At 33.4% G+C, this 26324-nt stretch carries 26 protein-coding genes and 1 riboswitch; of the genes, 3 read left to right on the top strand and 23 right to left on the bottom strand.

The window, feature by feature from the left end; genetic code table 11:
* Positions 1-24: 24 nt before the first annotated feature.
* From DFR78_RS00570 to pta, 21 genes are all read right to left on the bottom strand, one after another.
* Positions 25-1323 carry an amidohydrolase gene (locus DFR78_RS00570; protein ID WP_114456904.1) on the bottom strand — a complete coding sequence of 433 codons (1299 nt, stop codon included), beginning with the start codon at positions 1321-1323 and terminating at the stop codon, positions 25-27.
* A gap of 24 nt (positions 1324-1347) precedes the next feature.
* Positions 1348-1860 (bottom strand): CDP-diacylglycerol--glycerol-3-phosphate 3-phosphatidyltransferase, encoded by a 513-nt coding sequence (gene pgsA / locus DFR78_RS00565; protein WP_233486923.1) that lies wholly within the window; start codon positions 1858-1860, stop codon positions 1348-1350.
* 355 nt (positions 1861-2215) lie between these two features.
* Positions 2216-3028 carry a mechanosensitive ion channel family protein gene (locus DFR78_RS00560; protein ID WP_114456902.1) on the bottom strand — a complete coding sequence of 271 codons (813 nt, stop codon included), beginning with the start codon at positions 3026-3028 and terminating at the stop codon, positions 2216-2218.
* A 132-nt stretch (positions 3029-3160) separates the two neighbouring features.
* Positions 3161-3460, bottom strand: coding sequence for an HU family DNA-binding protein (locus DFR78_RS00555; RefSeq protein WP_114456901.1), 300 nt, complete (start codon positions 3458-3460; stop codon positions 3161-3163).
* A 133-nt stretch (positions 3461-3593) separates the two neighbouring features.
* On the bottom strand, positions 3594-4625 hold the full coding sequence (locus DFR78_RS00550; RefSeq protein ID WP_114456900.1) for an NAD(P)H-dependent glycerol-3-phosphate dehydrogenase: 1032 nt from the start codon (positions 4623-4625) through the stop codon (positions 3594-3596).
* Positions 4622-5242, bottom strand: a complete 621-nt coding sequence (gene plsY / locus DFR78_RS00545; protein ID WP_114456899.1) for a glycerol-3-phosphate 1-O-acyltransferase PlsY — start codon at positions 5240-5242, stop codon at positions 4622-4624. The genes DFR78_RS00550 and plsY overlap by 4 nt, the downstream gene beginning before the upstream one ends.
* A gap of 10 nt (positions 5243-5252) precedes the next feature.
* Complete coding sequence (der, locus tag DFR78_RS00540; protein ID WP_114456898.1) at positions 5253-6569, bottom strand: ribosome biogenesis GTPase Der; 1317 nt, start codon at positions 6567-6569, stop codon at positions 5253-5255.
* Complete coding sequence (locus DFR78_RS00535; RefSeq protein WP_114456897.1) at positions 6562-7866, bottom strand: DUF512 domain-containing protein; 1305 nt, start codon at positions 7864-7866, stop codon at positions 6562-6564. Before DFR78_RS00535 ends, der begins: the two co-directional genes overlap by 8 nt.
* 126 nt (positions 7867-7992) lie before the next feature.
* Entirely contained in the window at positions 7993-10227 is a 2235-nt protein-coding gene (locus DFR78_RS00530; protein WP_114456896.1) for a bifunctional 4-hydroxy-3-methylbut-2-enyl diphosphate reductase/30S ribosomal protein S1, read from the bottom strand.
* 152 nt (positions 10228-10379) lie between these two features.
* Complete coding sequence (locus tag DFR78_RS00525; protein ID WP_114456895.1) at positions 10380-10967, bottom strand: 1-acyl-sn-glycerol-3-phosphate acyltransferase; 588 nt, start codon at positions 10965-10967, stop codon at positions 10380-10382.
* 14 nt (positions 10968-10981) lie between these two features.
* Positions 10982-11629: a (d)CMP kinase gene (gene cmk, locus DFR78_RS00520; protein WP_114456894.1), complete on the bottom strand. Its 648-nt coding sequence runs from the start codon at positions 11627-11629 to the stop codon at positions 10982-10984.
* A gap of 16 nt (positions 11630-11645) precedes the next feature.
* Positions 11646-12005, bottom strand: a complete 360-nt coding sequence (gene aroH / locus DFR78_RS00515) for a chorismate mutase (RefSeq protein ID WP_114456893.1) — start codon at positions 12003-12005, stop codon at positions 11646-11648.
* A gap of 79 nt (positions 12006-12084) precedes the next feature.
* Positions 12085-12795, bottom strand: coding sequence for a ribonuclease III (gene rnc, locus DFR78_RS00510; protein ID WP_114456892.1), 711 nt, complete (start codon positions 12793-12795; stop codon positions 12085-12087).
* A 73-nt stretch (positions 12796-12868) separates the two neighbouring features.
* Positions 12869-13102 carry an acyl carrier protein gene (locus DFR78_RS00505; protein WP_114456891.1) on the bottom strand — a complete coding sequence of 78 codons (234 nt, stop codon included), beginning with the start codon at positions 13100-13102 and terminating at the stop codon, positions 12869-12871.
* A gap of 150 nt (positions 13103-13252) precedes the next feature.
* Positions 13253-13999 (bottom strand): 3-oxoacyl-[acyl-carrier-protein] reductase, encoded by a 747-nt coding sequence (gene fabG / locus DFR78_RS00500; RefSeq protein WP_114456890.1) that lies wholly within the window; start codon positions 13997-13999, stop codon positions 13253-13255.
* Between the two features lie 88 nt (positions 14000-14087).
* Positions 14088-15035, bottom strand: a complete 948-nt coding sequence (fabK, locus tag DFR78_RS00495) for an enoyl-[acyl-carrier-protein] reductase FabK (RefSeq protein ID WP_114456889.1) — start codon at positions 15033-15035, stop codon at positions 14088-14090.
* 14 nt (positions 15036-15049) lie between these two features.
* Positions 15050-16051 (bottom strand): phosphate acyltransferase PlsX, encoded by a 1002-nt coding sequence (gene plsX / locus DFR78_RS00490; protein WP_114456888.1) that lies wholly within the window; start codon positions 16049-16051, stop codon positions 15050-15052.
* Between the two features lie 152 nt (positions 16052-16203).
* Positions 16204-16377 (bottom strand): 50S ribosomal protein L32, encoded by a 174-nt coding sequence (gene rpmF / locus DFR78_RS00485; RefSeq protein ID WP_114456887.1) that lies wholly within the window; start codon positions 16375-16377, stop codon positions 16204-16206.
* A 19-nt stretch (positions 16378-16396) separates the two neighbouring features.
* Positions 16397-16879, bottom strand: a complete 483-nt coding sequence (locus DFR78_RS00480) for a DUF177 domain-containing protein (protein ID WP_233486922.1) — start codon at positions 16877-16879, stop codon at positions 16397-16399.
* Between the two features lie 75 nt (positions 16880-16954).
* A complete protein-coding gene (locus DFR78_RS00475; RefSeq protein ID WP_114456885.1) occupies positions 16955-18151 on the bottom strand; it encodes an acetate/propionate family kinase in 1197 nt (398 codons plus the stop codon).
* 34 nt (positions 18152-18185) lie between these two features.
* Positions 18186-19181, bottom strand: coding sequence for a phosphate acetyltransferase (gene pta / locus DFR78_RS00470; RefSeq protein WP_114456884.1), 996 nt, complete (start codon positions 19179-19181; stop codon positions 18186-18188).
* Between the two features lie 408 nt (positions 19182-19589).
* Here pta and DFR78_RS00465 point away from each other — a divergent pair, with 408 nt between their 5' ends.
* Positions 19590-20870: a nucleotidyltransferase gene (locus tag DFR78_RS00465; RefSeq protein ID WP_114456883.1), complete on the top strand. Its 1281-nt coding sequence runs from the start codon at positions 19590-19592 to the stop codon at positions 20868-20870.
* An 84-nt stretch (positions 20871-20954) separates the two neighbouring features.
* On the opposite strand, the gene DFR78_RS00460 is transcribed toward DFR78_RS00465, so the two are convergent.
* Together DFR78_RS00460 and DFR78_RS00455 are read right to left on the bottom strand one after the other, a co-directional pair.
* Complete coding sequence (locus DFR78_RS00460; RefSeq protein WP_233486921.1) at positions 20955-21977, bottom strand: PDZ domain-containing protein; 1023 nt, start codon at positions 21975-21977, stop codon at positions 20955-20957.
* Positions 21940-22755, bottom strand: coding sequence for a patatin-like phospholipase family protein (locus DFR78_RS00455; RefSeq protein ID WP_114456882.1), 816 nt, complete (start codon positions 22753-22755; stop codon positions 21940-21942). Before DFR78_RS00455 ends, DFR78_RS00460 begins: the two co-directional genes overlap by 38 nt.
* A gap of 520 nt (positions 22756-23275) precedes the next feature.
* Positions 23276-23467, top strand: a riboswitch (Lysine riboswitch).
* 236 nt (positions 23468-23703) lie between these two features.
* Between DFR78_RS00455 and DFR78_RS00450 the strand changes: the two genes are divergently transcribed.
* Positions 23704-25335, top strand: a complete 1632-nt coding sequence (locus DFR78_RS00450; RefSeq protein ID WP_114456881.1) for an ABC transporter substrate-binding protein — start codon at positions 23704-23706, stop codon at positions 25333-25335.
* A gap of 6 nt (positions 25336-25341) precedes the next feature.
* Positions 25342-26322, top strand: coding sequence for an ABC transporter permease (locus tag DFR78_RS00445; RefSeq protein WP_147267740.1), 981 nt, complete (start codon positions 25342-25344; stop codon positions 26320-26322).
* Positions 26323-26324 lie beyond the last annotated feature (2 nt).

The raw sequence follows: 26324 nt of genomic DNA, 5'->3' as shown, positions 1-26324 counted from the left end.
TTCATAATTAAAGAATTTTTGAACTTAAAATTTGTCTGCAATCCAGGCTGATCTTTTATCCACTTCATGATAAATTCTCTCTACATCCAGTGTCTTTATTATTCTTTTTTCCATTAAAATTTCTCCATCTACAATTACTGTGTCAACCAGATTCCCATGTGAAGCATAAAATAAATTAGAAAGATTATTATGGTGAGGATAGGAAACAGAATCTTTTGTTATATCTACTAAAATCACATCTGCTGCACTTCCTTCTTTCAACATACCTAAATTTTCTAAATTTAATGCTTTGGCTCCATTTACAGTCAGCATTTTAAGCAGATCCCATATATCAGCTGCTGTTGGATCAGAAGTAGATACTTTCTGTAGATATGAAGCCAATCTTGCTTCTTCTATTATATCAAGATTGTTGTTGCTGGAAACACCATCTGTACCTATAGCTACATTTACACCAGAATTAATTAAATTTGTAACAGGAGCTATTCCACTTGCAAGTTTTGTATTGCTGGAAGGGTTGTGAGCCACAGAGATATTTTTTTCAGCCAATATTTCTATATCTCCTTCTTCTAAATTGACACAATGAGCTGCCAGCACAGGGTTCTCAAAAAGTCCAATTTCATTAAGATATTTAACTGGAGACATTCCTTTTTCTTTAATTGAATTTTCCAGCTCTGTTTTTGTTTCTGAAACATGAATATGAATTGTTAACTTTTTTTCATCTGCACATTTTTTAATCTTATTTAGATATTCTGTTGAACAGGTATATGGAGCATGTGGAGCAATAAGGGTTGTTATTCTTCCATTTGCAGCTCCCTGCCAGTTTTTTGCAAATTCACATGATCTTTTTAGGCCTTCTTCCCCATCGTTTTTTTCAATCAGTCCTTCTGCAAGAGCAGCCCTTATTCCACTTTTACCAACCAGTTCTGCCACTTTATCCATTTCAAAATACATATCTGTAAAAAGTGTTGTGCCTGTTTTTATCATTTCAACAATTGAAAGAGCTGAACCCCAGTAAATATCTTCTCTGTTTAGTTCAGCTTCAAATGGCCAAATTTTATCCTGCAGCCAATTTTCTAGAGGAAGATCATCTGCATATCCTCTCATGAGAGTCATACCTGTGTGTGTATGTGTATTTATAAATCCAGGAAGTGCAATCTTGCCCCGACCATCAATTACTCTGTCAAATATATCTTCTTTTGGACATTTTTCCATAGTATTTATTTCAGAAATATGGCTGTCAATAATTTCAATATAAGCATCCTTTATAATTTCATTTCTTTTACCCGAATAAATTTCATTTATATTTTTAATTAATATTCTCATAATACATTACCTCCATCGTATTTTTTAGAGTTTTTTATATGCTTTAATCAAATAATCAACTGCAGATATTATATTAAGAGGAATTACAATATAAAATAAAGCTAAATCGATCACATGAATATTAAGCAGTTTAACTGCAATAGCAACATAGAGTAAAAACATAGATGTTTTACCCAGCAAACTGGGATTGATAAAATTTTTCCCCATAAGATAAGCAATCCCGGAAGAAAAAAGTATAAATATCTCTCTAGAAAGAAGAATCACAGAAATAAATCTGGGAATTATATTCATTTTTACCAGAACAAGCAAAATACCTATAATGGTTAATTTATCTGCAAGTGGATCTAAAATTTTTCCTATTTTGGAAGTCATATTATATTTTCTGGCCAGATAACCGTCCAAAAAATCAGTCAGACCAGAAATAGCAAAAAAAAGACCTGATATAAAATATTCACCTTTAATAAAAAAGTAAAGAAATACAGGTATTAAAAATATTCTCATTATTGTTATATAATTTGGAATTGTAAACAATTGCACCACTCCAGATAAAAGATATAAGCTGGTCCTGGAAAAAGGACAGGCTTCAATATGATTATATAAGAATTAATTTATAATATATTAAACGTATTAATTATATTATACAGCAGTATCAATCTAAAATCCATGCACCTGTTCAATAAATTGTGATTTATTATAATAAGTCCACTTTTTGTAAGTACTTCTGCATCAACAATTTTTTGTTTTAAATAAGCCCTATCTACAATAAAAAATGAGGATTTTTAGACAGGGCTTTAAAAATTTGTTTTGATTTGTTATTAAAAATTAAAAAATTAATTTTTTTCTTTCATTGTTGTTAATTTTATTTAATTTCTGCCTCTTTTTTCGGGAACTTTCAAAATTTTGCACCTTCATCAAAATGTACATCCAGCTGTGGATAAGGAATACCAATTCCAGCAGCATCAAATGCATCTTTTACATCTTCGTGCATATCAAAATAAACATTCCAGTAATCTGCACCTTTAACCCACAGTTTACAGGCAATATTAATTGAACTTTTTGCATGTTCTGTAACTCTAATTAATGGTGCTGGATCATCTAAGACTAATTCGTGTTTATCAGCAAGGTCTTTTAATAATGAGATTGCTTCATGAAAATCATCATCATAACCTATACCAAAAGTCAGATCAACTCTTCTGGTTTCCATAGCAGAAAAATTAGTAATACTATTGTTGGAAATATTACTGTTTGGTATCATAACTTTTTTATTATCAAAAGTAGTAATTATTGTATATAAAATTTGAATTTCCTGTACTTTGCCTTTATATCCATCTACTTCAATTACATCACCAGCAGAAAAAGGTTTAAAAATTAACAGCAGAACACCACCAGCAAAATTAGATAAACTACCCTGCAGTGCAAAACCAACAGCAAATGAAGCTGCTCCTAATACTGCCACAAATGAAGTTACTGCTAAGCCTAAAGTAGATGCAATAGAAATTACCAGTAAAACCATCAATAATGATTTAACAATAGAAACCAAAAATCCAGTTAAAGTTCTTTCAAATCTGCTCTGCATAGATTTTTCTAACATCTTTGTGATGATTTTTATTGCCCATAATCCAACAATAAGTAATACTAAAGCAAGAACAACCTTCATCCCATAATTAACAGCTAAACTTGCCAATCCCCCCTGAATTTGATCCATTCAAAATCCTCCCAGTTTTTTTATTTATCATGTTGTTTTTAATAGTATTCTATAAAATATAATATTTTCCTTCTTTTATAATATTAAAAGAGAGAACCTCTTGTGATCCTCTCTTTTAATATTAAATATATTTTACACATCAACATTTTCTTTAAATGATTTCCCACTTCTAAATACAGGTACTTTGCGGGCAGGAATCATAATTTCTTCATTGGTTTTTGGATTTCTTCCCTTTCTCGCACTTCTATCTCTAACTTCAAATGTGCCAAAACCGATCAGCTGTACCTTATCTCTTTTGTCTTCAGGCTTAGCAGCCTCATCTTTAAGGTGATCCATAATGGTATCAATCATTTCATTGACAACCACACCAGTATCTTTTTTAGTCATACCAGTTTTTTCAGCTACTACATCAATTAATTCATTTTTGGTCATGCAGCTTCACCTCCTTTTAGTCTTAAACTTATGTATGTCATTATTTATTATTCGTGTTATAACAGCAATCTCCTGCATTAAAAGTAAAAAAACTGTAAAAAATGAGTTTTTTATAATTTTAAGGGATAAAAAACTAAATATCCCAAAAATGATTATCAACTACTTCTTCCATTTCGTGCTTGGGTCCTCTAAGCATTAAATCTTCAACAGCTAGATAAGGATCTTTATCATTAAAAAGAACATCATATACTTCATCAGTAATCGGCATTTCGAAGTCAAAAGTATTATTTTTCTTCCAGTTTGTTATTGCTGCTGTGGTTTTTACCCCTTCTACTACCTGTTTTACTTCTTTTTTTGCGTCCTCAAGAGATAAACCTTTTCCGATTTGAATTCCAAATCTTCTATTACGGCTGTGTATACTGGTACAGGTAACAACCAGATCACCCATACCAGCTAAACCGGCAAATGTCATCGGTCGCCCGCCCTGTGAAACACCAAGACGACTCAATTCCATAAGTCCTCTTGTAATAAGGGCTGCACGAGTATTATCACCAAAATTTAGTCCATCACAAATACCACTAGCAACTGCAATTATATTTTTTACAGCCCCGCCCAGTTCCACACCGATTATATCTGGATTGGTATAAACTCTGAAACTTGGAGCCATAAAAAGATCCTGTACATATTCAGCTAACTCTTGATCTGGAGAAGCTGCAACAATTGCTGTCGGCAGCTCATTTATAACTTCCTCTGCATGTGTTGGTCCGGAAAGTACAGCTACTTTATCTACCCCAAAACTTTTTATGATATCAGAGTTAACCATATATGTTTTCTCTTCAATTCCTTTTGCAGTCGAAATAATTATTTTACTATCATTAATATAATTAGAAATATTTTTCATTACACTTCTTGTAACCTGAGTTGGAACAGACATAATTACAGTATCTGCAAAAAGAACAGCAGACTCGAGATCATTTGTAGCCTGAAGAGTATTCTTTAATTTTTTATCTGGAAAATATTTTTTGTTTATATGGTAGTGATTTATTACTTCAACCTGTTTTTTATCTCTGCAATAAATCTGCACATCATTACCATTATGTGCAAGTATATTGGCCAGGGCAGTTCCCCAGCTTCCTCCACCTATGACAGCTATTTTTTTACTCATTTTTTTCCACTACTTCCTAATTTCTTGGGATCCATTCTATTTTCATTGCCGTTTATTAATCTCTTTATATTAGCTCTGTGGGTATAAATAATAAATAGAGAAAGTAGTACTGCAAAATATATATTTATTCTGCTGTAGCCGGTAAAGAAAACTGTAAAAGGTAAAGTTATTGAGCCGAGAATTGATCCAAGAGAAACATATCTTGTTTTAAACACTATCAAAATCCAGATGACAGCATAAACAACAAATGCTGCTGGATAGAGTCTTAATATAACTCCAAAAGTAGTAGCAACTCCTTTGCCGCCAGAAAATCCGAGAAAAACAGACCAGTCATGACCTGCAATAGAGGCAGCTGCTATCAGTAATATATATAATTCTGGTGCAGAAGATCCTAAAATATACTGGCCCACCATCAGTGCAATATATCCTTTTAGGATATCAAAAATTGCTACAAGTATACCTGCTTTAAGTCCCATAACTCTAGCTACATTTGTAGCACCAATATTCCCACTTCCATACTCCCGTACATCCTTTTTCATGACAAACTTTGTTAAAAGAAAACCAGATGGAATAGAACCAATTAGATAACTTAGCAGTAAAGAAATTACTAATTTCATATTATCCTCCTTATTTTCTCTGCTTTAATTTAAATTTTAAAGGATTACCTACATATCCAAAAGCTTCCCGAAGAACATTTTCAAGATAACGCTGATATGCAAAATGCATCAGCTCTGGATTATTAACAAAAAAGACAAAAGTAGGTGGTTTTATATCAACCTGACTTGCATAATATAGCTTTAACCTTTTTCCTTTGTGGCTTGGTGGTTCTCTAAGCTGTACAGCCTCATTGATAACTTCATTTAAAACTCCAGTTTTTATTCTTAAATTGCTCTGATCAACAACATATTCCAGAAGTGAAAGCATCTCTTCAATTCTCTCTCCGGTTAAAGCAGAAATATATGTTATAGGTACATAATTAAGAAATTTCATCTGATAATATATTTCATCTGTATACCTGACTATTGTTTTATTTTCTTTTTCTATCAAATCCCATTTATTAACAGCAATAACAATTGCCTTCCCTTCATCGTGGGCATATCCGGCAATTTTTTTGTCCTGTTCTGTTATCCCCTTTTGAGCATCTATCACCATTAAAACTGCATCAGCTCTATCTACAGAATTCAAAGCTCGTAAATTACTGTAATATTCAATAGATTCTTTAACACGCGATTTTTTCCGCAGACCGGCAGTATCGATTAGATTAAATTTAATATCTTTCCATTCTATAAGTGTATCTACTGCATCCCTTGTAGTACCAGGTATATCACTTACAATAACACGTTCTTTTCCCACTAAATAATTAACAAGGCTTGACTTCCCAACATTAGGTTTACCGATTATAGAAACATTTATAATATCGTCTTCTGTATCTACTCTTTCTTCTCTTGGTAGTTTATCACAAATTATTTCCAATAATTCACCTGTATTTTTACCGTGTTCTGCAGAAATTAATACTGGATCACCAAAGCCAAGTGAATAAAACTCCCAGCTTATTTCCTCCTGGCGGGAAAAATCTTCTACTTTATTTACAACAAGTATAACTTCTTTATTTGTTCTGTAGAGAATCTGTGCAATTTCCTGATCAATGGTTGTTATACCGGTTCTGCCATCCACAACATATAATATTACATCTGCTTCCTCCATTGCCAGTTCTGCCTGATATTTAATTTTATTCTTAATTATATCTGCTTCTCTTGGAACTATACCACCAGTATCAATAACATTAAATACTCTTCCCTGCCATTCAGCTTTTCCATATATTCTATCTCTTGTTACATTTGGTTCTCCCTCTACAATCGCTTTTCTTCCCCCTATAAAACGATTAAACAAAGTTGATTTACCTACATTAGGTCTGCCAACAATTGCAACTGTATAATTATTCATCTTGTATCACCTCCAGCAGTGCCTTTATATCACAAGCTTTTTCTATTCTATACTTTTTAATATCATTTCTAAATTCAGTAAAACTTATATTATCCAAAAAAATTTCATCATCGTTAAATATAACTTCAGGTAAAATAATTTTATCATACTTTTTATTTAAATTATTAATTGTATTTTTAATATCCTTTGCAGTTAGGAGACCAGTAACAGTTACATCTTCACCAAAAAATTCATTTTTTACAACAGCTGCTTCTATATCTAAGTTATTTATTTTATTTAATCTTTTCAAAACCTTTTTTAGAGCTTTATATCCAAGTTCAGAAGTAATTAAAATAATATTGGTTTTTTTCCCGATTTTTTTTGGAATCTTTTCTTCTAACTCATCCAGCTCATCCCATAGAAGACGAGTTAATCCAATACCGTTTTCTAGCTGTGGAAAATCATGGTATTCTTCATATCCAGGTAATTTACTATCAGTATTTAAATAAAACTCATCAGCAGCATAAATAAAGTTTCTCATGCCGTAATTATTTATAAGCCGTTTCTGCCAGCTTTTAATCTGCTGTAACGCATAATCCATCTCTTTTTCAGTCAGAGTTCTTAAATCTGTCAGTCCATCTCTATATTTGGTAAGGCCAACAGGTACTATACCAATTGATAATATATGTGGATATAGGTTTATTAAATCAGAAATCGTATGATCAAGTTCTTCAGAATTATTGTAATTAGGACATAGTACAATCTGTGTATTAAATTCTATATCATTTTCTTTAAACAACTTAAGCAATTCCATAATTCTGGCTGCATCAGGATTTTTCATCATTTTAACTCTTAATTTTGGATTTGTCGTATGAACAGAAATATTTAAAGGTCCAAGTCTTTTTTCTATAATACGATTTATTTCCTGATCATTTAAATTTGTTAAGGTAATAAAACTCCCCTGGAGAAAAGAAAATCTATAATCATCATCTTTTTGATTTAAACTTTCCCTCATTCCTGAAGGCTGCTGTTTTACAAAACAGAAAATACAGTCATTTGTACACTGTTTAAGCCCATCAAACACAATTTTATCAAATTCAATACCAAATGGCTGACCAGCTTTTCTATAAATTTCTTTTTTAACAATATCTCCATTTTCTTTTTTAAGCATCAGTTCAATATATGGCTCTGATGTTTCATATAAAAAATCTATATAATCTTTAATTTTTTTACCATTTATGCTGATAATTTTGTCACCGATTTTAATACCTTCTTCTGCTGCCGTAGACTCGGGATCTATTTTTTTGATTTTTACCATAATTAAAAGTCCTCCTGTAAGCTTGATAATATCATATTTAAAGGTCTCAGGCAATTTCTGCTGCAGGTAATTAAAAAATACGCAAGAAAAAACCCGCCATCCGGCCGGACGGCGGGTATCAGCTGTTTATTCATCCTGTTCAAAAATATCTCCAACTATTTCTCTAATGGTTGCCCCACCTGAAGAACCTTCTTCTTTTTTCTCCTTTTTTGATTTAGAGGGTGCGGATTTCTCCGGCTTATTTTCTTCCAGTTCTTTCAAGCTGAGTCCAACTCTTTCCTGATCAGCATCAATGTTAATAATCTTAGCTTTTCTTTCTTCACCTACAGTAACTACCTCATCAGCTGTTTTTACATGCCGGTTAGAAAGCTGAGATATATGGATTAAACCTTCAATACCTTTTTCAACTTCCATAAAGGCACCAAAATCTACTATTTTTGTTATTTTTCCTTCTATTATTTCTCCTTCATAGTGCTTTTCGGCAAACTCTTCCCATGGGTCAGGTAAAAGCTGTTTTAATCCAAGAGAAATTCTTTCTTCTTCTTTATTAACTCCAAGAACTTTTACTTCTACTTCTTCCCCTTCCGAAAGAACTTCAGAAGGATGTTCTATTCTGCCCCATGACATTTCTGAAATGTGCAGCAGTCCTTCAATTCCACCAAGATCAATAAATGCACCAAAATCAACTAGTTTGGTTACTTTACCATTAACTGTCTGTCCTTCTTCTAGGGAATTAAGTGTTTCTTCTTTCTGCTCAGCCCGTTCTTCTTCAAGAACCTTCTTGGCAGATAAAACAACATTATTATTATCTCTTTCAACTTCAATTACTTTTAATTTTAGAGTTTTCCCAACATATTCGCTCAAATCATCAACATAGCCGATAGCAACATGTGAAGCCGGAATAAATCCTCTTACCCCAACATCTACTACAAGACCACCCTTAACTTCTTTAGTAACTTCTGCTTCAATGATTTCATCATTTTCATATGCTTCTACAATTTTTTCCCAGGCTTTTTCATAATCAGCCTGTTTTTTAGATAAAATCATATTTCCTTCATCATCTTCCAGAGTAAGTATAACAACTTCAATCTTTTCATCCATACTTACAACATCATGTGCATCTTCAACAGAACGATGACTCAAATGGCGCAGAGGAATAAATCCATCTGTCTTATAATTAACATCTACATATACTCCATTTTCATTTATTTCTACTACAGTTCCTTCTACTTTTTGTCCTTTTTTTAGATCTGCAATATCATTATCACTATATTTAAATTCGCCTGCACCTTCAGTATCTGCATCTTCTATTTCTTCCGCTTCTACTGGTGCAGCCTTTTTTGTTTCAGCTGATTCCTCTGCTGCTTCTACTGGTGCAGCTTCTTTGGTTTCTTCCGCTTTTTCTGAAGCTTCAATTGGAGCAGCTTCCTGTTTGTCTTTACTAACCTCCTCTACAACTTTTTCTTCATTTTCTTCATTTTCAGTCGACTGTACTTCAATTTCTTTTTTTTCTTCTTTTTCTTCGCTCATTAACTGAATAACCTCCCTTATTAACCAGTCTGGAGTTGAAGCTCCAGCTGTAATTCCAACTTTATTTTTTCCTTTCAGCCAGTTAAAATTTATCTCACCAGCTGTTTCTATATGATAAGTAGGGGTTCCGGTAGCTGAACATATTTCTGCCAGCCTGTTAGTATTAGCACTATTTCGTCCCCCTATTACAAACATAATATCCACTTTTTGGGCCAGATCTGATGCCGACCTCTGTCTAATTTCTGTAGTATTACATATAGTATTAAAAACTTTAAGTTCTTTTATTTTAATAATAACAGAACTAATTATATTTTTAAACGATTCAGGCGATTTTGTTGTCTGAGCTATAAAACCAACCCTTTTTTTCAGATTTTGCTGAGCAAATTCTTCCATACTATTTATAATAACTGCCTTTTTGTCTGTAGCACCATATATACCTTTTACTTCTGGATGATCTTCGTCACCATATATAAATGTCTGATAACCTTCATCCACAAGTTTTTTAGCATACTTTTGAGCATTTTTTACAAATGGACAGGTAGCATCTATAATTTTTAGATTTTTTTCTTCAGCTTTTCTAATAACTTCTGGTTCTACACCGTGTGAACGAATAATTACTATTCCAGAATCTATTTCATCTAATGATTGGACAACCTGCACATTCTTTTTTTCTAGTTTTTCTACAGCCTGTGGGTTGTGAATCAGTGGACCAAGTGTATAAACTGTCATATTATTATAATTATCGACAGCTTCCAGAACCATATCTATCGCTCTCTCAACACCAAAACAAAACCCCGCTTCTTCTGCTGTAATAATCTCCAGAACCCTCACCTCCTTCCAGCACAACAACAATAAAACTGAGGAATAAATATAACAAAAACACTAATTTATGCCTCTTATTAGTCTTTCTCTATTTATAGATAAAATCCTTCCTTATTATCAAAAAAAGTGAAAAATTTAGACAAAATACTTCAAATTTCAACTTATAAATTAATTTGTTCAATAATTTTGGTCATTATAATCTTTCCTGCTTTATCTCTTTCAGCTTCAGAAAGTTTTTTATTGTAATAATTATCTAAAGTAAATGGTTCACCTATATTTACTGTGACTTTTCCTTTTCTTTTGATATTTTTTATCCCTACAGGAACAATAGGTGCTTCACTTTTAACTGCAAGCATAACAGAACCACTTTTTGGCTGTCCCGGTTTTCCTTCCGGACAGCGTGTTCCTTCTGGAAATATACCAAGTATTTCACCATCTGCAAGAATTCTTAATGCATGTCTAAAAGCTTTTATATCTGTTTTACTTCTGTCAACCGGAAATGCTTCTGCTATATTTAATATAAACCGCATTAGAGGATTAGTAAAAAGCTCTTTCTTTGCCATAAAACGTATTGGTCTTTTCAGCACTGTACAGAGAATTGGTGGATCCAGATTGCTGATATGGTTTGACATGACTATCACTTTTCCATTATCCGGAATATTATTTCTACCATTTACATCCCAGCGAAAAACAATTGTAAAAATCAACCAGAGAATTTTTCTAACAAACTGATAAGTAAAATTTTTCATAATATCCACCCAATTTATTCAATTATTTTCTTTATCTTATCTATTACTTCTTTGATTGTCAAATTGCTTGTGTCCAGTTCTACTGCATCTTCAGCTTTTCTTAATGGTGAATGTTTTCTGGTGCGGTCAATTTGATCTCGTTTTTTAATACTTCTTTTTACTTCATTATAATCTATATTTTTACCTTTTTCTCTTAATTCATTCCATCTTCTTCTAGCTCTTTCTTCTAAAGACGCAGTAAGAAATATTTTGTATTCAGCATTAGGCAGCACTCTTGTGCCTATATCTCTCCCATCCATTACTACCTGACCAACAGCAGCAATTTCCTGCTGCTTTTTTACCAGAATATCTCTAACTTCTTTAATACCGGCAACTTCAGAAACATGTTCATTTACTTTTTGGCTTCTAAGATAATTACTCAGGTCTTTATTGTCTACATACATTTTATCATTTTCATTAAAATCAAATTTTATATTTTTAGCTGTTTCAATTATTTTTTCAATATTATCTAATTCTACTTTATTTTTCAGTACTTTAAAAGTTACAGCTCTATACATAGCTCCTGTATCTAAATATTTATAATTCAATTCTTCAGCCAAAAGCTTTGAAATAGTACTTTTACCGGCACCTCCAGGTCCATCAATTGCAATGACATTTTTCATAATTTCAACTCCATTTTTATTTATCTGCTAAATCGGGACGAAGATTTCTGGCCTTTCCTAAATACTGATGTCTGACATTCTCCTTATCGATTTTCCCATCCACATGGATTAAAAATCTTATCATTTTCCTGCTGCTTTTTTCTACATTCATTTCCTGCAGACACAGTATTGGTGTATTGGTATATCCAAGATCTCTTACTGCTTTCCCCGGATAGGCCTTATTTAAATCATCAGTAGCTGAGCTTATAATGCTTACTAAATCCACTTCCGAAAGATTGTTTTTTTCTATAATTTTTCTAAAGAGCAGACCTGAAGCTTTTAATATATCATCTTCAGTATTACTATCAACATCCACAGCCCCTCTTATAGCATACAAAATAATTCCTCCTCGTTATAATATATATAATATAGTTAGCCCCTCCAAAAAGTCTTCATATTTGGAGGGACAAAAATTATTATATCTTATTTAATCTGTGTAAAGCAACTTTTGCTGCTTCCTGTTCAGCTTCTTTTTTGCTTGAACCCTGACCTGAACCCAAATTATCTTCATTTAGCATTACTTTAACTACAAATGTTTTATTATGGTCAGGTCCTTTCTCATCAATAACTTCATATTCAGGACGATCATTTCCATCTTTCTGCACAACTTCCTGCAGCATTGTTTTGTAATCCTGAATATGTTTTCCTTCAGCAGCATATTCTATATCTTCTGCAAAAAGTTTAATTATTAACTGGCTTGCAGCTGCAAAACCTTTATCCAGATATAAAGCACCAAAAATTGCTTCCATAGTATCTGCCAAAATTGAATCTCTTTCTCGCCCCCCTGTCATTTCCTCTCCTTTTCCTAAAAATAGATAATCACCAAGATTTAAATTTTGTGCCAGTTCTGCTAAAACTGGTGCACTTACAAGGACGGCTCTCATTTTTGCAAGTTCACCTTCAGGATATTCCGGAAATTCCTTAAAAATATGAGTGCTGATAGCCAGACTCAAAACAGAATCTCCCAAAAACTCCAATCTCTCATTATCCTTTAGAGATTGGCACCTATTTTCATTTGGAAAAGATTTATGGGTTAAAGCCCTCTGGATTAATTTTTTATTATTAAAATTAACATCAATTTTCTTTTCGAATTTCAAAAGTTTATCTTCATTAAATAATTCTGCCATCTCACTCTCACCTTTCCTAGATATAACCTAAAAAGGGATGAAAACTCCGCAAGCGGAGCTCCATCCATATCTATTAAAGAATATCTTCAAGATAATTTACAGCATCCTCTACTGTACGAATTTTCTCCACATCCTCATCAGGTATTTCAACATCAAACTCTTCTTCAAATGCCATGACTAATTCAACCACATCTAAAGAATCTGCTCCGAGGTCATCTATAAATGAAGAGTTTTCAGTTACTTCATCCCTGTCAACTGCTAATTCTTCAACAACAATATCAATAACTTTATCTAAAACATTACTCATCAAGTTCACCTCCTTTCACTGAGTCTTCATTTTATAACGCAAGGTCGACTCAGCACTAGGGCATCGAGCCCGTCGCACTTGTCTTCATTTTATAACGCAAGGTCGACTCAGCACTAGGGCATCGAGCCCGTCGCACTTGTCTTCATTTTATTACATTAACATACCACCATCTACATTTATAACCTGACCATTTATATAATCAGCCATTGATGAAGCAAGAAATAAAACTACATTTGCTACTTCTTCAGCTTTACCAAAACGTCCAACCGGTATATTATTAAGCATCATATCTTTTATATCATCTTTTAGGTCTTCTGTCATTTCTGTCATTATGTAACCGGGAGCCACAGCATTCACTCTCACACCTTTACCTGCAAGTTCACGTGCATTAGAACGGGTAAAACCAATAATTCCAGCTTTTGCTGCACAGTAATTGGCCTGTCCCGCATTGCCCATTAAAGCTACTACAGAACTTATGTTTATAATTCTGCCAGAATCTGATTTTAATAAATACCTTACTGCATGTTTTGTGCAGTTAAAAACACCTTTTAGATTAATATCAACAACTTTATCCCAGTCTTCTTCTTTCATTCTCAACAAAAGTTTGTCAGTAGTTATTCCAGCATTATTAATAAGTATATCCAGACCATTCATCAATTTATAACTTTCTTCTACCAAAACTTTTGCTTCATCAAAATTAGAAACATCTGCCTGAATAACATGAGCTCTACCACCATTTTTTTTAATTATATTTTTAACATTATCGGCTTTATCTTTAGAATTGGCATAATTAATAACTACTTCTGCTCCAGCTTCTGCTAATTTTTTAACTATTTCTGCACCAATTCCACGGGAGCTTCCTGTGACAAGTGCTTTTTTTTCAGAAATATCTATCATATTTCCTCCTTTAAATTGGACCAACCTTAAAATTCTATTTATATAATCTTATTTATTATAACTTTATATAATTTAGTTAAAAATCAACTCATTTTATTAAATTCAATTTTTCTTCTAAAACTTCTATACAGTTTTCAGTTATTTCATCCAAAATCATTTTAACTGTTTTGATATCTTTTATCATGCCGGCTATCTGCCCTGCCATTACACTACCGTGATCTACATTCCCTTCAATAACTGCTTCCCTTAATTTTCCCGATCCAATTTCTTCTATTTTTTTTGGATCAACACACTTTTTTTCAAGTGCATCAAGTTCTCTAGTAAGACTGTTTTTTAGATTTCTAACAGGATGACCGGTGCTTCTCCCTGTTACAATAGCATCTCTATCTCCAGCCTGTAAAATAGCTTTTTTATACTGCTCTGAAGCAATACACTCTTCAGAGCAGACAAATCTTGTTCCTATTTGTGCCCCTACAGCTCCTAATGAAAATACTGCTGCAAGTCCTCGTCCGTCAGCAACTCCACCTGCCGCAATAACAGGAATATCAACTGCATCAGCAACCTGAGGTACCAGTGTCATTGTTGTAAGTTCTCCAATATGTCCTCCAGCTTCTGTTCCTTCAGCTATAACTGCATCAACATTTAATCTTTCCATTCTTTTTGCCAACGCTACTGAAGGGATAACAGGAATAACTTTACTTCCATTTTCCTGAAACATCTTAACATATTTTCCAGGATTCCCTGCTCCAGTTGTTATTACAGGTACATTTCTTCTTAAAGCAAGTTTTACTATATCTTCTGCAAATGGAGAAAGAAGCATTATATTTAAACCAAAGGGTTTATCTGTTAATTTTTCAACTTTATCAATTTCTTTTTCGATAACATCTGCCGGTGCATTCCCAGCTCCAATAACCCCAAGTCCACCAGCTGCAGATACCGCTGCTGCCAGCTCACCTGTAGCAACCCATGCCATTCCTCCCTGTATAATTGGTATCTCTATATCTAATAACTGGGTTAATTCTGTTTTTAACTGCATCTAAATACAACTCCCTATCTGTTCTCTACTTCTATTTTTATTAATGAAACAATATTTTTTTTTACTGCTTTCCTGGCAACTTTTACGGCATTATAAATAGCTGTGGCATCAGAACTACCGTGGCTTATAACAACTACTCCTTTCAGACCGAGCAGTGGTGCTCCACCATATTGTCTGTAATCTATCTTTTTTAATACAGTTTTTAGATATGGTTTTAACAAAAAAGCTGCACTTTTACTTATAATATTCGTTTTAAAACTTTCTTTCAGTAAATCAAAAAAAAATGAGGCCGCTCCTTCTGCTGTTTTTAAGATTATATTTCCCACAAAACCATCTGTTACAGCTATATCACATTTCTCTGTAAATATATCTCTTCCTTCTATATTACCTATAAAATTTTTTATTCTGTCATCCTGTTCAAATATCTGATAGCTCTCCTTAGTTAAATTATTACCTTTACTTTTTTCCTCACCTATATTTAACAGACCTATTTTGGGGTTTTTAATTCCCATAACATTTTCTGCATAAAGCTGACCCATAAATGCAAACTGCAGCATATACTCTGGCTTACAATCTGTATTTGCACCATTATCCAGTATAAGTGTACTTCCTTCTCTAGCTGGAAAGTTAACAGCAATGGGTGGACGCAAAATTCCTTTTATTCTGCCAATATTTAATAATCCAGCAGCCATAACTGCTCCTGTATTGCCAGGAGATATAAATGCGTCAGCTTCAGAATTTTTAACTAAATTTGTGCCAACATTTATTGTTGAATTTTTCTTTTTTCTTAAAGCTCTTATTGGTGATTCATCCATTTCAATAATTTCATCAGCAGAAACAATTTTTACCCGCTTATTGTCATATTCTAAGTTATCTAATCCTCGATTTATAATATCATATCTGCCGATAAGGGTCAAACTTATATCAGTGTCTTCAGTGCAGGCCCTTACCGCTCCTTTTATTAATTCAGAGGGAGAATTATCTCCGCTCATAACATCAACAACAATTCTGTACAATACTTACGCCTCCTAATCCAATGAAAGCTAAAATTTCAGTACTCCATTTGGAAATTATTATATCTCAACCGGCGGTCAAATGCAAGTTTGAGAAGAGAAAAAAGCAGAGCTCCTTTTTAGGGCTGCTCTGCTTTTTCTCATAAAATCTTAAATTATTTGCTGACCACCTTTTCACCTTTGTAATGTCCACAATCTGGACATACACGATGAGGTAAAACCATAGAATGGCAGTGTGAACATTCAATCAGGGTAGGGCCTGTTAATTTCTTGTGTGTACGTCTCTTACGCTTTCTTGTTTTAGAAGTCCGTTTCTTTGGTACAGCCATACTCTCCCACCTCCTTCAATTACTCAGTATCAAAAAAATCCTTCAATTTTGCAAGACGCGGATCAACCTGTTTAACTTCACAATCACAGTCACCTCTGTTTAGATTTTGCCCACAGTATGGACATATACCTTTACAGTCTGCAAAACAGAGAGTTTTTATTGGAAGTGACAGCAGGATATTATCTCTAATAATATCCGCAAGATGAAGTTCATCAGCATCTTCCATTTCTTCTTTAAGCACTTCTTCTTCAATTTTTAAATTAAGTTCAGAATTGTACTTTTCCAGACAGCGACTGCATTCCAGAATAAGTTCTCCTTTCAAATTGCCGCTTAATTGAAAAGAATCTTTAGTATTAAAAATGTCGACATCAAGATGGAGGGGTTTATTAATTCCAATTTCTCTATCCTGATATTTGAAGTCATTAAACTCGAAATCCAGTACTACATGTTTGCAAGCACCAATGTCTTTTAAATCACTGAGGTTTATATACAATTTAATCACCCCTGTAAATAGCCACAGTTAATTATATAAAATGAAGAGATGACTGTCAAGCAAAAACTTAAAATGATAGGGAATTTATTCTGCAACAATTTCTTTTGTATCTCTGGCAATAACAAGCTCTTCATTTGTTGGTATAACCATAACCTTTACTTTAGAACTTTCGCTGCTAATGATTACTTCTTTACCACGGCAGTTATTGGCATCTTTATCAAATTCTATTCCCAGATATTCAAGTCCGGATATTATTTTCTCTCTTGTTTCAACAGCATTTTCTCCAATACCAGCAGTAAACACTATGACATCAACACCACCCATGGCAGCTGTATAAGCTCCAATATATTTTTTAACACGATAATTAAATAACTTAAGTGCAATTTCAGCTCTGTGATTTCCAGATTTAGCTGCTTCTTCAATATCTCTACAATCACTGCTTACTCCAGAAACTCCATATAGACCACTTTCTTTATTCATTATAGTGTCTATTTCAGAAGCAGATAGATTTTCCTTTTTCATTATAAAGGGTACGATTGCTGGATCTATATCACCACAGCGGGTACCCATAACAAGTCCTTCTAAAGGAGTTAAACCCATACTTGTATCCACTGACTTACCATTTTTTACAGCTGCAATACTTGCTCCATTACCCAAATGACATGTAATAATTTTTAGTTCAGATAGGGGTTTTTCAAGCAATTCAGAAGCACGTTGGGATACATATCTGTGTGATGTGCCGTGAAATCCATATCTTCTTATACCATGTTTTTCATAAAACTCATATGGAAGAGCATAAATATATGCTTTTTCCGGCATTGTCTGATGAAAAGCAGTATCAAATACACCAATTTGAGGTTTGCCCGGGAATAATTCTTGACAGACTTTGATTCCAACAAGATTGGGCGGATTATGTAGAGGAGCTAAATCTGAACATTCTTCCAATTTTTTAATTACTTCATCTGTAATATAAACAGAATCTGCAAATTCTTCTGCACCATGAACTACTCTGTGTCCTACTGCCTCAATTTCATCTACATTTTCCACAACTCCATGTTCATCAGAAAGAAGTGTATCTATTACCATTTTTAATCCTGTTTTATGGTCAGGAATATCCTTTTCAATTTTAATTTCATCCCCAGAAAAGTTTTCATATTCCAGAAAGGAATCTTCAATACCAATTCTCTGAACAAGACCATCTGCAAGTACTTTTTCGTTTTTCATCTGAAAAAGCTTGTACTTAATTGAAGAACTACCACAATTAATAACTAAAATTTTCATTTAATAATTTCCTCCTGTGTTTTATCTTTTTATATTATTTTTGTGCTTGAACTGATGTAATAGCAGCAAGGTTAACTATATCTTCCACCGAACATCCTCTGGAAAGATCATTAATAGGTTTTGCAAGTCCCTGCATAACAGGACCAACTGCCTGTGCACCTGCAAGCCTCTGCACAAGTTTATATCCTATATTGCCTGACTGAAGATCAGGAAAAATTAATACATTGGCTTTTCCTGATACACTGCTGTCAGGGGCTTTTCTTTCTGCAACTGATGGAACAAGTGCTGCATCTGCCTGCATTTCTCCATCAATATCAATATCTGGAGCCTGTTTTTGAGCTAATTCAACAGCCTTCTTAACTTTATCAACGAATTCGTGTTTTGCACTTCCCCGAGTTGAAAAAGAAAGCATTGCAACTTTAGGTTCAAATCCTAATAATTTTTCTGCAGTTTCTGCAGTAGAAACTGCAATTTCAGACAGCTGTTCAGCATCAGGATTTGGATTAACGGCACAATCCGCAAATAAAATTACACCGTCTTCACCATAGCTTTTGTCATTTACCACCATAATAAATACACTGGAAACAACAGATATACCTTCTTTGGTCTTTACAATCTGAAATGCAGGTCTCAGAACATTTCCAGTGGCATTAGCAGCTCCAGCTACCATTCCATCTGCCGCTCCAGTATAAATCATCATGGTTCCAAAATAAAGCGGATCCAGAACTGCATTTTCTGCATCTTTTTTGCTTATACCTTTGTGTTTTCTAATCTCAAAAAATTCATCCGTAAATTTCTCTTTGAGATCTGAATATTTAGGATTAATCACTTCAATTCCGGATAAATCCGAACCTGATTTTTCTGCTGCTGCGGCAACTTCTTCTGCAGTTCCGAGCACAATTGGTACTGCAAAATTTTCTTTTTTAATCTGCTCTGCAGCACTTATTACCCTTTCATCTCCACCTTCAGGCAGTACAATGATTTGAGGATCATCTGCGGCTTTGGCTTTAAAATTTTTAATTAAATCCATATTTATTCCCTCCCCCTGTATTTGACCAGATTTTATAATTTGTGAAAATAATAATCTTCTGGTATTATATATATAATACTATATTAAACAAAAATTTCCTTTAAAAACTTTGAAAATAAAAATAATAAAACTTTTAAAAATTTATTTAAATTTATTTAAAATGATGTGTCCACAAAAAGGGTATTTGCGGAACATTAGGCATTTTTCGTTAATCAATCTTAATGAGTTAGAAAGAGAAATAAGACCTCAACACATGATGTGCTGAACTAATCCTGATGCAGGACGTCTCATTTGATTAGGAAGTCTTTATTTCGCTTGTAAACGAATTTTAGTTTGACCGAAAAATGAGTTAGAGACGCAAATAACCTTTTTGTGGGAGAACCTTAAAATACTGGATGGTGATTTAATGTGAAACGATGTGCTTTAATTACTGAATATAATCCTTTCCATAATGGACATTATTATCATCTTCTCAAGGCTAAAGAGATAACCGACAGTGAATCTGCAGTTGCTGTAATGAACGGTAATTTTACGCAAAGAGGAATTCCAGCAATTATTGATAAATGGGCCAGAACTGAACAGGCCTTAAAGTCAGGTGTTGATCTTGTTATAGAACTGCCTCTCCTCTATGGTCTGCGCAGTGCAAAATTTTTTGCCTCTGCAGCTGTTAACCTGATCAAAGAAACCGGACTAATAGACACTATTGTTTTTGGCAGTGAAAACGAAAATATAGATATTCTTAAAGATATAGCCTATGTTTTTAATAATGAAAACAAAACTTACAAAAAAAAGATAAAAGAATATTTAAATCAGGGTTTAAACTATCCGACAGCTAGAAATAAAGCCTTAATTGAATGCCGTAAATTATATAATAATATTAGCAGATATTCAGAAAATGAAATAAAATATGCTGTCTCCAATCCAAACAATATTTTGGGAATAGAATATTTAAAGGCAGTACAGAAAAACAACATAAATATAAATATTAGAAATATAAAAAGAAAAGGACCTGACTACCACAGTTCTCTCATAGAAGGAAAATTCGCAAGTGCCAGCCTGATCCGGAAAATTATACGGGAAAATGACATAAAAAAATCCAGGGAAAAAATCAAAAATTTAGTACCCCCTTCTGCCTTAGATATTCTAAGCAGAGAACTTAATAAGGGTAGATTTATTCCAGATAACCAGCTGCTTATTAGACAGATCATTGAAAAAATAAGGAGATTATCTCCAGAAAAGCTGCTGAAATATCCAGAAATAGCAAATGGACTGGAAAACAGAATATTTACATCAGCTTTAAACACAGGTGAACTGACAGAGTTTTTAAAACAGATACATACTAAAAATTATACAAATACCCGAATCATGCGTTCATTATTATATATATGGCTGAATATTAAAAAGAAAGAACTTAAAACTATAGACAAATACAGTCCTCCATATATTCGCATTCTCGGTCTTAAAAAAGGAAACGAAAATCTTCTCACACAAATTAAACATAATTCTGCATTACCACTTATTATTAATCCTTCAGAAATATTAAGAAGTCCTGATTTTGATACAGATGATCCTGTAAAACTCACTTTAAGCTTCGAAATAATGGCTGATGACCTATACTCTCTACTTCGAAAGTCAGCTTCAGAAAGAAAAGCAAGAGAAGATTATCATAAAAAACTAATTAAAATCTAAATCATTTTCTTATCCTATCTTTAAAATCATATTATAAAAAGCTGCAGAAATCTACTCAAACAATTCAATTTTTTTAGGCTAATTTTATTCATTATTCTCCTTTAAATAATCTAAAACATCATCTATATTATTAACTGAAAGCAGCTGCAGATTTCCCGCATATTTTTCTGCTTCCGAAAAATTCTTTTTTGGAACAATAAATAAATCAACTTCAGCTTTTTGAGCGGCAATGATTTTTTGTTCAACACCATCAATTTGACCAACTGTTCCATCAAGATTTATTGTTCCTGTTCCAGCAATTTTAAGTCCTCCTGTAATATCTTTTTCTGTCAGCTGATTATAGATTTCCAGAGCAAATACACTGCCGGCAGATGGACCGATTATATTATCTGTTTTAAATTCAACTTTTCTCGGTATATCATAATTTAAATTTTTACTTGTAATTAAAACACCTATAGAAGGGTTGCCGGGATTTCCTTCCAATTCCAAAGTCTTCAATTTAAATTTTAATTTTTCATCACCTCGTAATACTGTTAATTTAACATTATCTCCAATTTTTCTATTTCTGATGATATTTACTGCATCAGCTGCCAGTTCCACGGATTTCCCATCTACTTCTATAATAATGTCCCCTTTTTGGAGATTTCCAGCTGCAGTTCCATCTTTCATAACTTCTACAACCTCTACTCCTTCACCACTTACTTCAACATTATATCCGGCTTTTTTGAAAGCAACAGCCTGTGCCTGCAGCTTGCTTTCTTCCATCATCTTTGCCATAAGTTCTATATATTCCTGCATTTCCATTCCTTCGGGGAGCTGTTCTGACATCAGCTCCAGCTCTTTTCCTTTCGGGCTAAATATATTAATATAAAGATAGTCCCATACAGTTGCTTTTTTAGAAGCTACTGCTGTTAATAAAAATTCCCCCTTGTGCTGGTAACCCCCCTCAACATTTATAACTGAAGAAAGTTTCTGGGCTATCCCTGGAGACATAACATAATATGGAGTTGGAATAAAATGAATTAATATGTAAAATATAAATATAATTCCAATTATTCTTGATAATACTTTATTTGTTCGTATTCTGCTGCTCATCTTTAATATCATTACCTTTCCCTATTATTTTTTTTATTTTTTCCAAATTATCTTCAGCTGCTCTTCTGCCTGCTTTGATACAAAAATCAGTTTTGTCCAGATTAAAAGCCGAAAGATTACCCAGCTCAGGCTGAATAAATAAATCTGCATTAAAATCATAATTGACAGTAAAGTTAAGCTGCATTATATCAAAAGTGTTTAACAAAACATCAAAAATATTATTTACAGGTGTATTAATATCTTTAATACTTACATCCACACCGATAACAATATCTGCTCCCATGTCATAACATGTTTTTACTGGAACTGGATCTATTATACCGCCATCAACAAGCTGTCTACCTTGATATTTATAAGGAATATAAACTCCAGGTATCGCAGTGCTGGCCCGAATAGCCTTAGCTGTAGAACCACTATTTAACACAATATGTTCACCCCGTTCAATATCACAGGCCACTGCAGAAAAAGGTATATTAAGTTCACTTATATCTTTCTTTTTGCTCAATATTTCCAAAAAAAACAGCAATTTCTCACCTTTAAGCAGACCTTTTTTGGGAAAAGTTAAATCAGAAAGATGTTCCCAGTCAATCTCTTCTGCAAGTCCTTTAATATATCTAAGCGAAACTCCAGCTGCATAAAGACCCCCAATTAAACTTCCCATACTGCATCCACTAATAAAATCGATTTTGATATTTTCCCTTTCCATAACCTCTAAAAAACCTATATGTGCCAGACCTCTTGCACCACCAGAGCCAAGAGCAAGACCAAGTTTGCAGTTTTTATCATTCATAACACCTTCACCTCTATTTAATCCATTAAATTTATTATATATGTTCAAAGAGTTTAGAGCAAGATTTAATAAAATTAGGAGTTTCCCCAAAATTTATTTTCAAGCTGCAAAAAGGGGGCTTTAGTCATCAACGAAATTTTTAGATTTATCTAAAACTCAATTCGGGTGTGAAATAGGGCACACTAATCAATGAGTCCTCCTGACTCATGATTAGCTCACTCCATCCTGCAGTTCAACCCTATTTCTTCCTTCATTTCGTTAAGATTCATTGACTAAAAATTTCAATATTCCTGTATCTCCCCTTTTTGCAGCAGTATATAAAAAATGGGGAAAGTCCAGTTAATAAAATAGAGTTTCTCCAAAATTATTTTTAAAGCTGAAAAATGGGGAAAGCATTTTTATTAAAAAATGTTTTCTAAAAAAAATTTTATTTTTCCTTGACAAAAATTATTATGTCAGTTATACTTTTATACAAATAAAATACTGTTAAACTTAATAGAAAAATGCCTCATCCAATTCTGGGTGAGGTAGAGGCGCAGAACTGATCAGTAACTCTAAAGATTTAAGAACCTAATTGCTTTAGAGTGAAAGGCTGTTTTGCCGAAGCACAGTTTTTTCGGTTCAAAAAACTGCTGCTGGGTCTGTATATAATATATGCAGGACTGTCATTATAAGTTCTAATCCGGGCTTATAATGTTGCGCTATCTCACATAAAACGGATATTGGAAGAGGTGATTTTTTCTGGTTAATATATTAACCCGGCTAAATCGCCGGGTATTTTTTATTTCTTGAATATTTTTGATAGTGCATTTACAACTAATTTTGGGGGGAGTAAAAATGAACAAGCTTAAACAGATTCGCTGAATATGAAGCCGAGAGTAGATAGTAATTAGAAATCAATTCACACTCACATTAAAAAACCATCAAAAATCTGAAAGGAGTTTTACAATGCACAGAATAAACAGAGCTAATAATTCGATTTTTATTATTTCAATAATAATAATGGTTATGTTCAGTTTCTCAATCTCAGTCCTGGCAGAAGAAAGTGGAAAATATGGAGGAACTTTAAATTATCCTCTTCCTTATCAGCAGAGTATAACGACTCTTGAACCAGGTCAATCAGGTGATGTAACACAGGCGATTATAACAAAAGCTATTTTCTCCAATCTTGTTCGCTATAACGAATCTTCGGGGAAAATAGAACCAGATCTAGCAAAATCATGGGAAATAAGTGAAAATGGATTAGTTTATACATTTTATTTAAGAGAAGGTGTAACTTTTCACAATGGTGAAGCTTTTACAGCCGAGGATGTTCAGTTTACATTTGAAAGAATTCTGGATCCAAAGCAGGCTTCAATCGCTGTGCCTACAGTGCAGGGCATTGCTGGAGCAAAAGAGTATGCAGAAGGGAAAACTGAACACCTATCTGGATTAAAAATTATTGATGATTATACACTCAAAATAACACTTTCTGAACTGGATGTTGGATTTTTAAATTCTATGGCAGATGAACTGGCAGCAATTATGCCAAAAGATTATACTGAAAAGGTTGGAAATGATTTCGGCATGAATCCAGTTGGAACAGGTCCTTTCCAGTTTGTAGAAATGAACCAGGACGAAAATGTAATAGTAGAAGCATTTGAAGATTATTATAATGGCCGTCCATATCTTGATCAGATAAAATTTTTAGTTATGCCTGAAGCATCTACACGCACTGCTTCTTTTAGATCTGGACAGCTGGATGTTGATCTTGTTTCTCCAGCTCAATATAAAGTTTTCAAAAATGATCCTCAGTATGAAGACCAGCTTATTGAAGTTGCTGAAGTATGGATAAGAAATGTGATGTTTAATATGGATAAAGAAAAATTTAAAGATAAAAGAGTTAGACAGGCATTTAACTATGCCATTGACAAACAGCTTATAGTGGATAGGTTATTAAATGGAAAAGCATTTGCTGCAACAGGATGGCTGCCGCCGAGTAGTATAGCTTACAATCCAGAATTAGAAGCATATGAATTCAATCCAGAAAAAGCAAGAAGTTTAATGGAAGAAGCAGGATATACACCGGAAAATCCACTGAAAATTCATATTATAGGCACCACAAATCCTTCCTGGGGTATACCAATTATTGAAGCTGCAAGACCTTATTTAGAGGATGTTGGTTTTAAAATCACTTCTGAAGTAGTAGATGGTGCTACCTGGGCTACCAGAGCAAGACAGGGAGATTTTGAGGCCTTTATTTTCTCGCTGGGAGGGCATTCTTCTCCAGTAAAACAGCTTGCAACAACATTTTGGTCAGAAATACCCAGAAATGCAGGGAATTATGGAAATTACCACAACAAAGAATTTGATAAATATATTGAAAAAGCAATGAATACTGTCGATTTAGAACAGCGTATAGAATATGTACAGATGGCAGAAAAAGTTCTGGTAGAAGATCCTGGAGTCTGGTTTTTTAACTACAACAAGGCTGTAATGATTCATAAGCCCTGGGTTCATGGCATTACAGGAAATGCTTTAGAAATGACGTATCAGCCATTTCATAAAATCTGGATTGATGATTCCAGTCCGCGCAAATAGCAGGAGGTGAATTTCGAGAGTGGGGAGATAATCTTTCTGCTCTCGAAAATAACAATGTTAATATATGTAATAAGACGAATTGCACAATCTGCAGCAGCAATTTTAATTTTACTAACACTATTATTTGTTGTTCTTAATGTTCTTCCAGGAGATGCTGCCTTACTGGCCGGAGATTTAAGAATGGCCAAAAATGAAGAGGTAATTGCAAATATCAGAGCAAAATGGGGACTGGACAAACCACTTCATATTAGATATTTGACTTATATGGGAAATCTCCTAAGATGTGATCTGGGTACCTCTTATAGAACGTCAAATAAAGTTATTGATTTAATTATTCCAAAATTATTCAGCACCATCAAAATTGTTATCACAGCATTTATTGCAGCAGTTATTGTCGGGATTTTTCTTGGATTTATGGCAGCATTATATAGAGGTACTTTGATCGATGTAATTTTAATGATAATTGCTATTTTAGGAATTTCAATGCCCCGATTCTGGCTTGGTTTAATGCTTATGTATTATTTTGCAGTTATACATAATTTTCTTCCAGCATCAGGAACTGGAGATGGTTCTTTTCTATTTATTATTCTGCCCGCTTTAACTTTAAGTATTCCCATGATAGCTCTTATTGCAAGAACTACCAGGTCTGCTGTTCTGGATGAAATTAATCATGACCATGTTAGAACTGCCCGCGCTAAAGGACTTTCAAATTCTGCTGTAAATATTAAACATATTTTTAGAAATTCATTACTATCTATTATAACTATAGTGGGTCTTCAGCTGGGGACAGTTTTTGCCAATACCGTTGTGGTGGAAAAAGTTTTTGCCTGGCCTGGAATTGGAGACCTTGTTGTTAATTCGATTTTCAAGAGAGATATTCCTGCTATACAGGGATGTATCTTGGTCTTTGCACTCTGCTTTATTTTAATTAATTTATTTGTTGATATTTTATATGCATTTTTAGATCCACGTATTTCTTATAGTTAGGG

The sequence above is a fragment of the Halanaerobium sp. MA284_MarDTE_T2 genome (assembly GCF_003337245.1).
Taxonomy (GTDB): Bacteria; Bacillota; Halanaerobiia; order Halanaerobiales; family Halanaerobiaceae; genus QPJE01.
The sequence above is the reverse complement of the archived record's forward strand: the minus strand, read 5'-3'. Positions and strand labels throughout refer to the sequence as shown.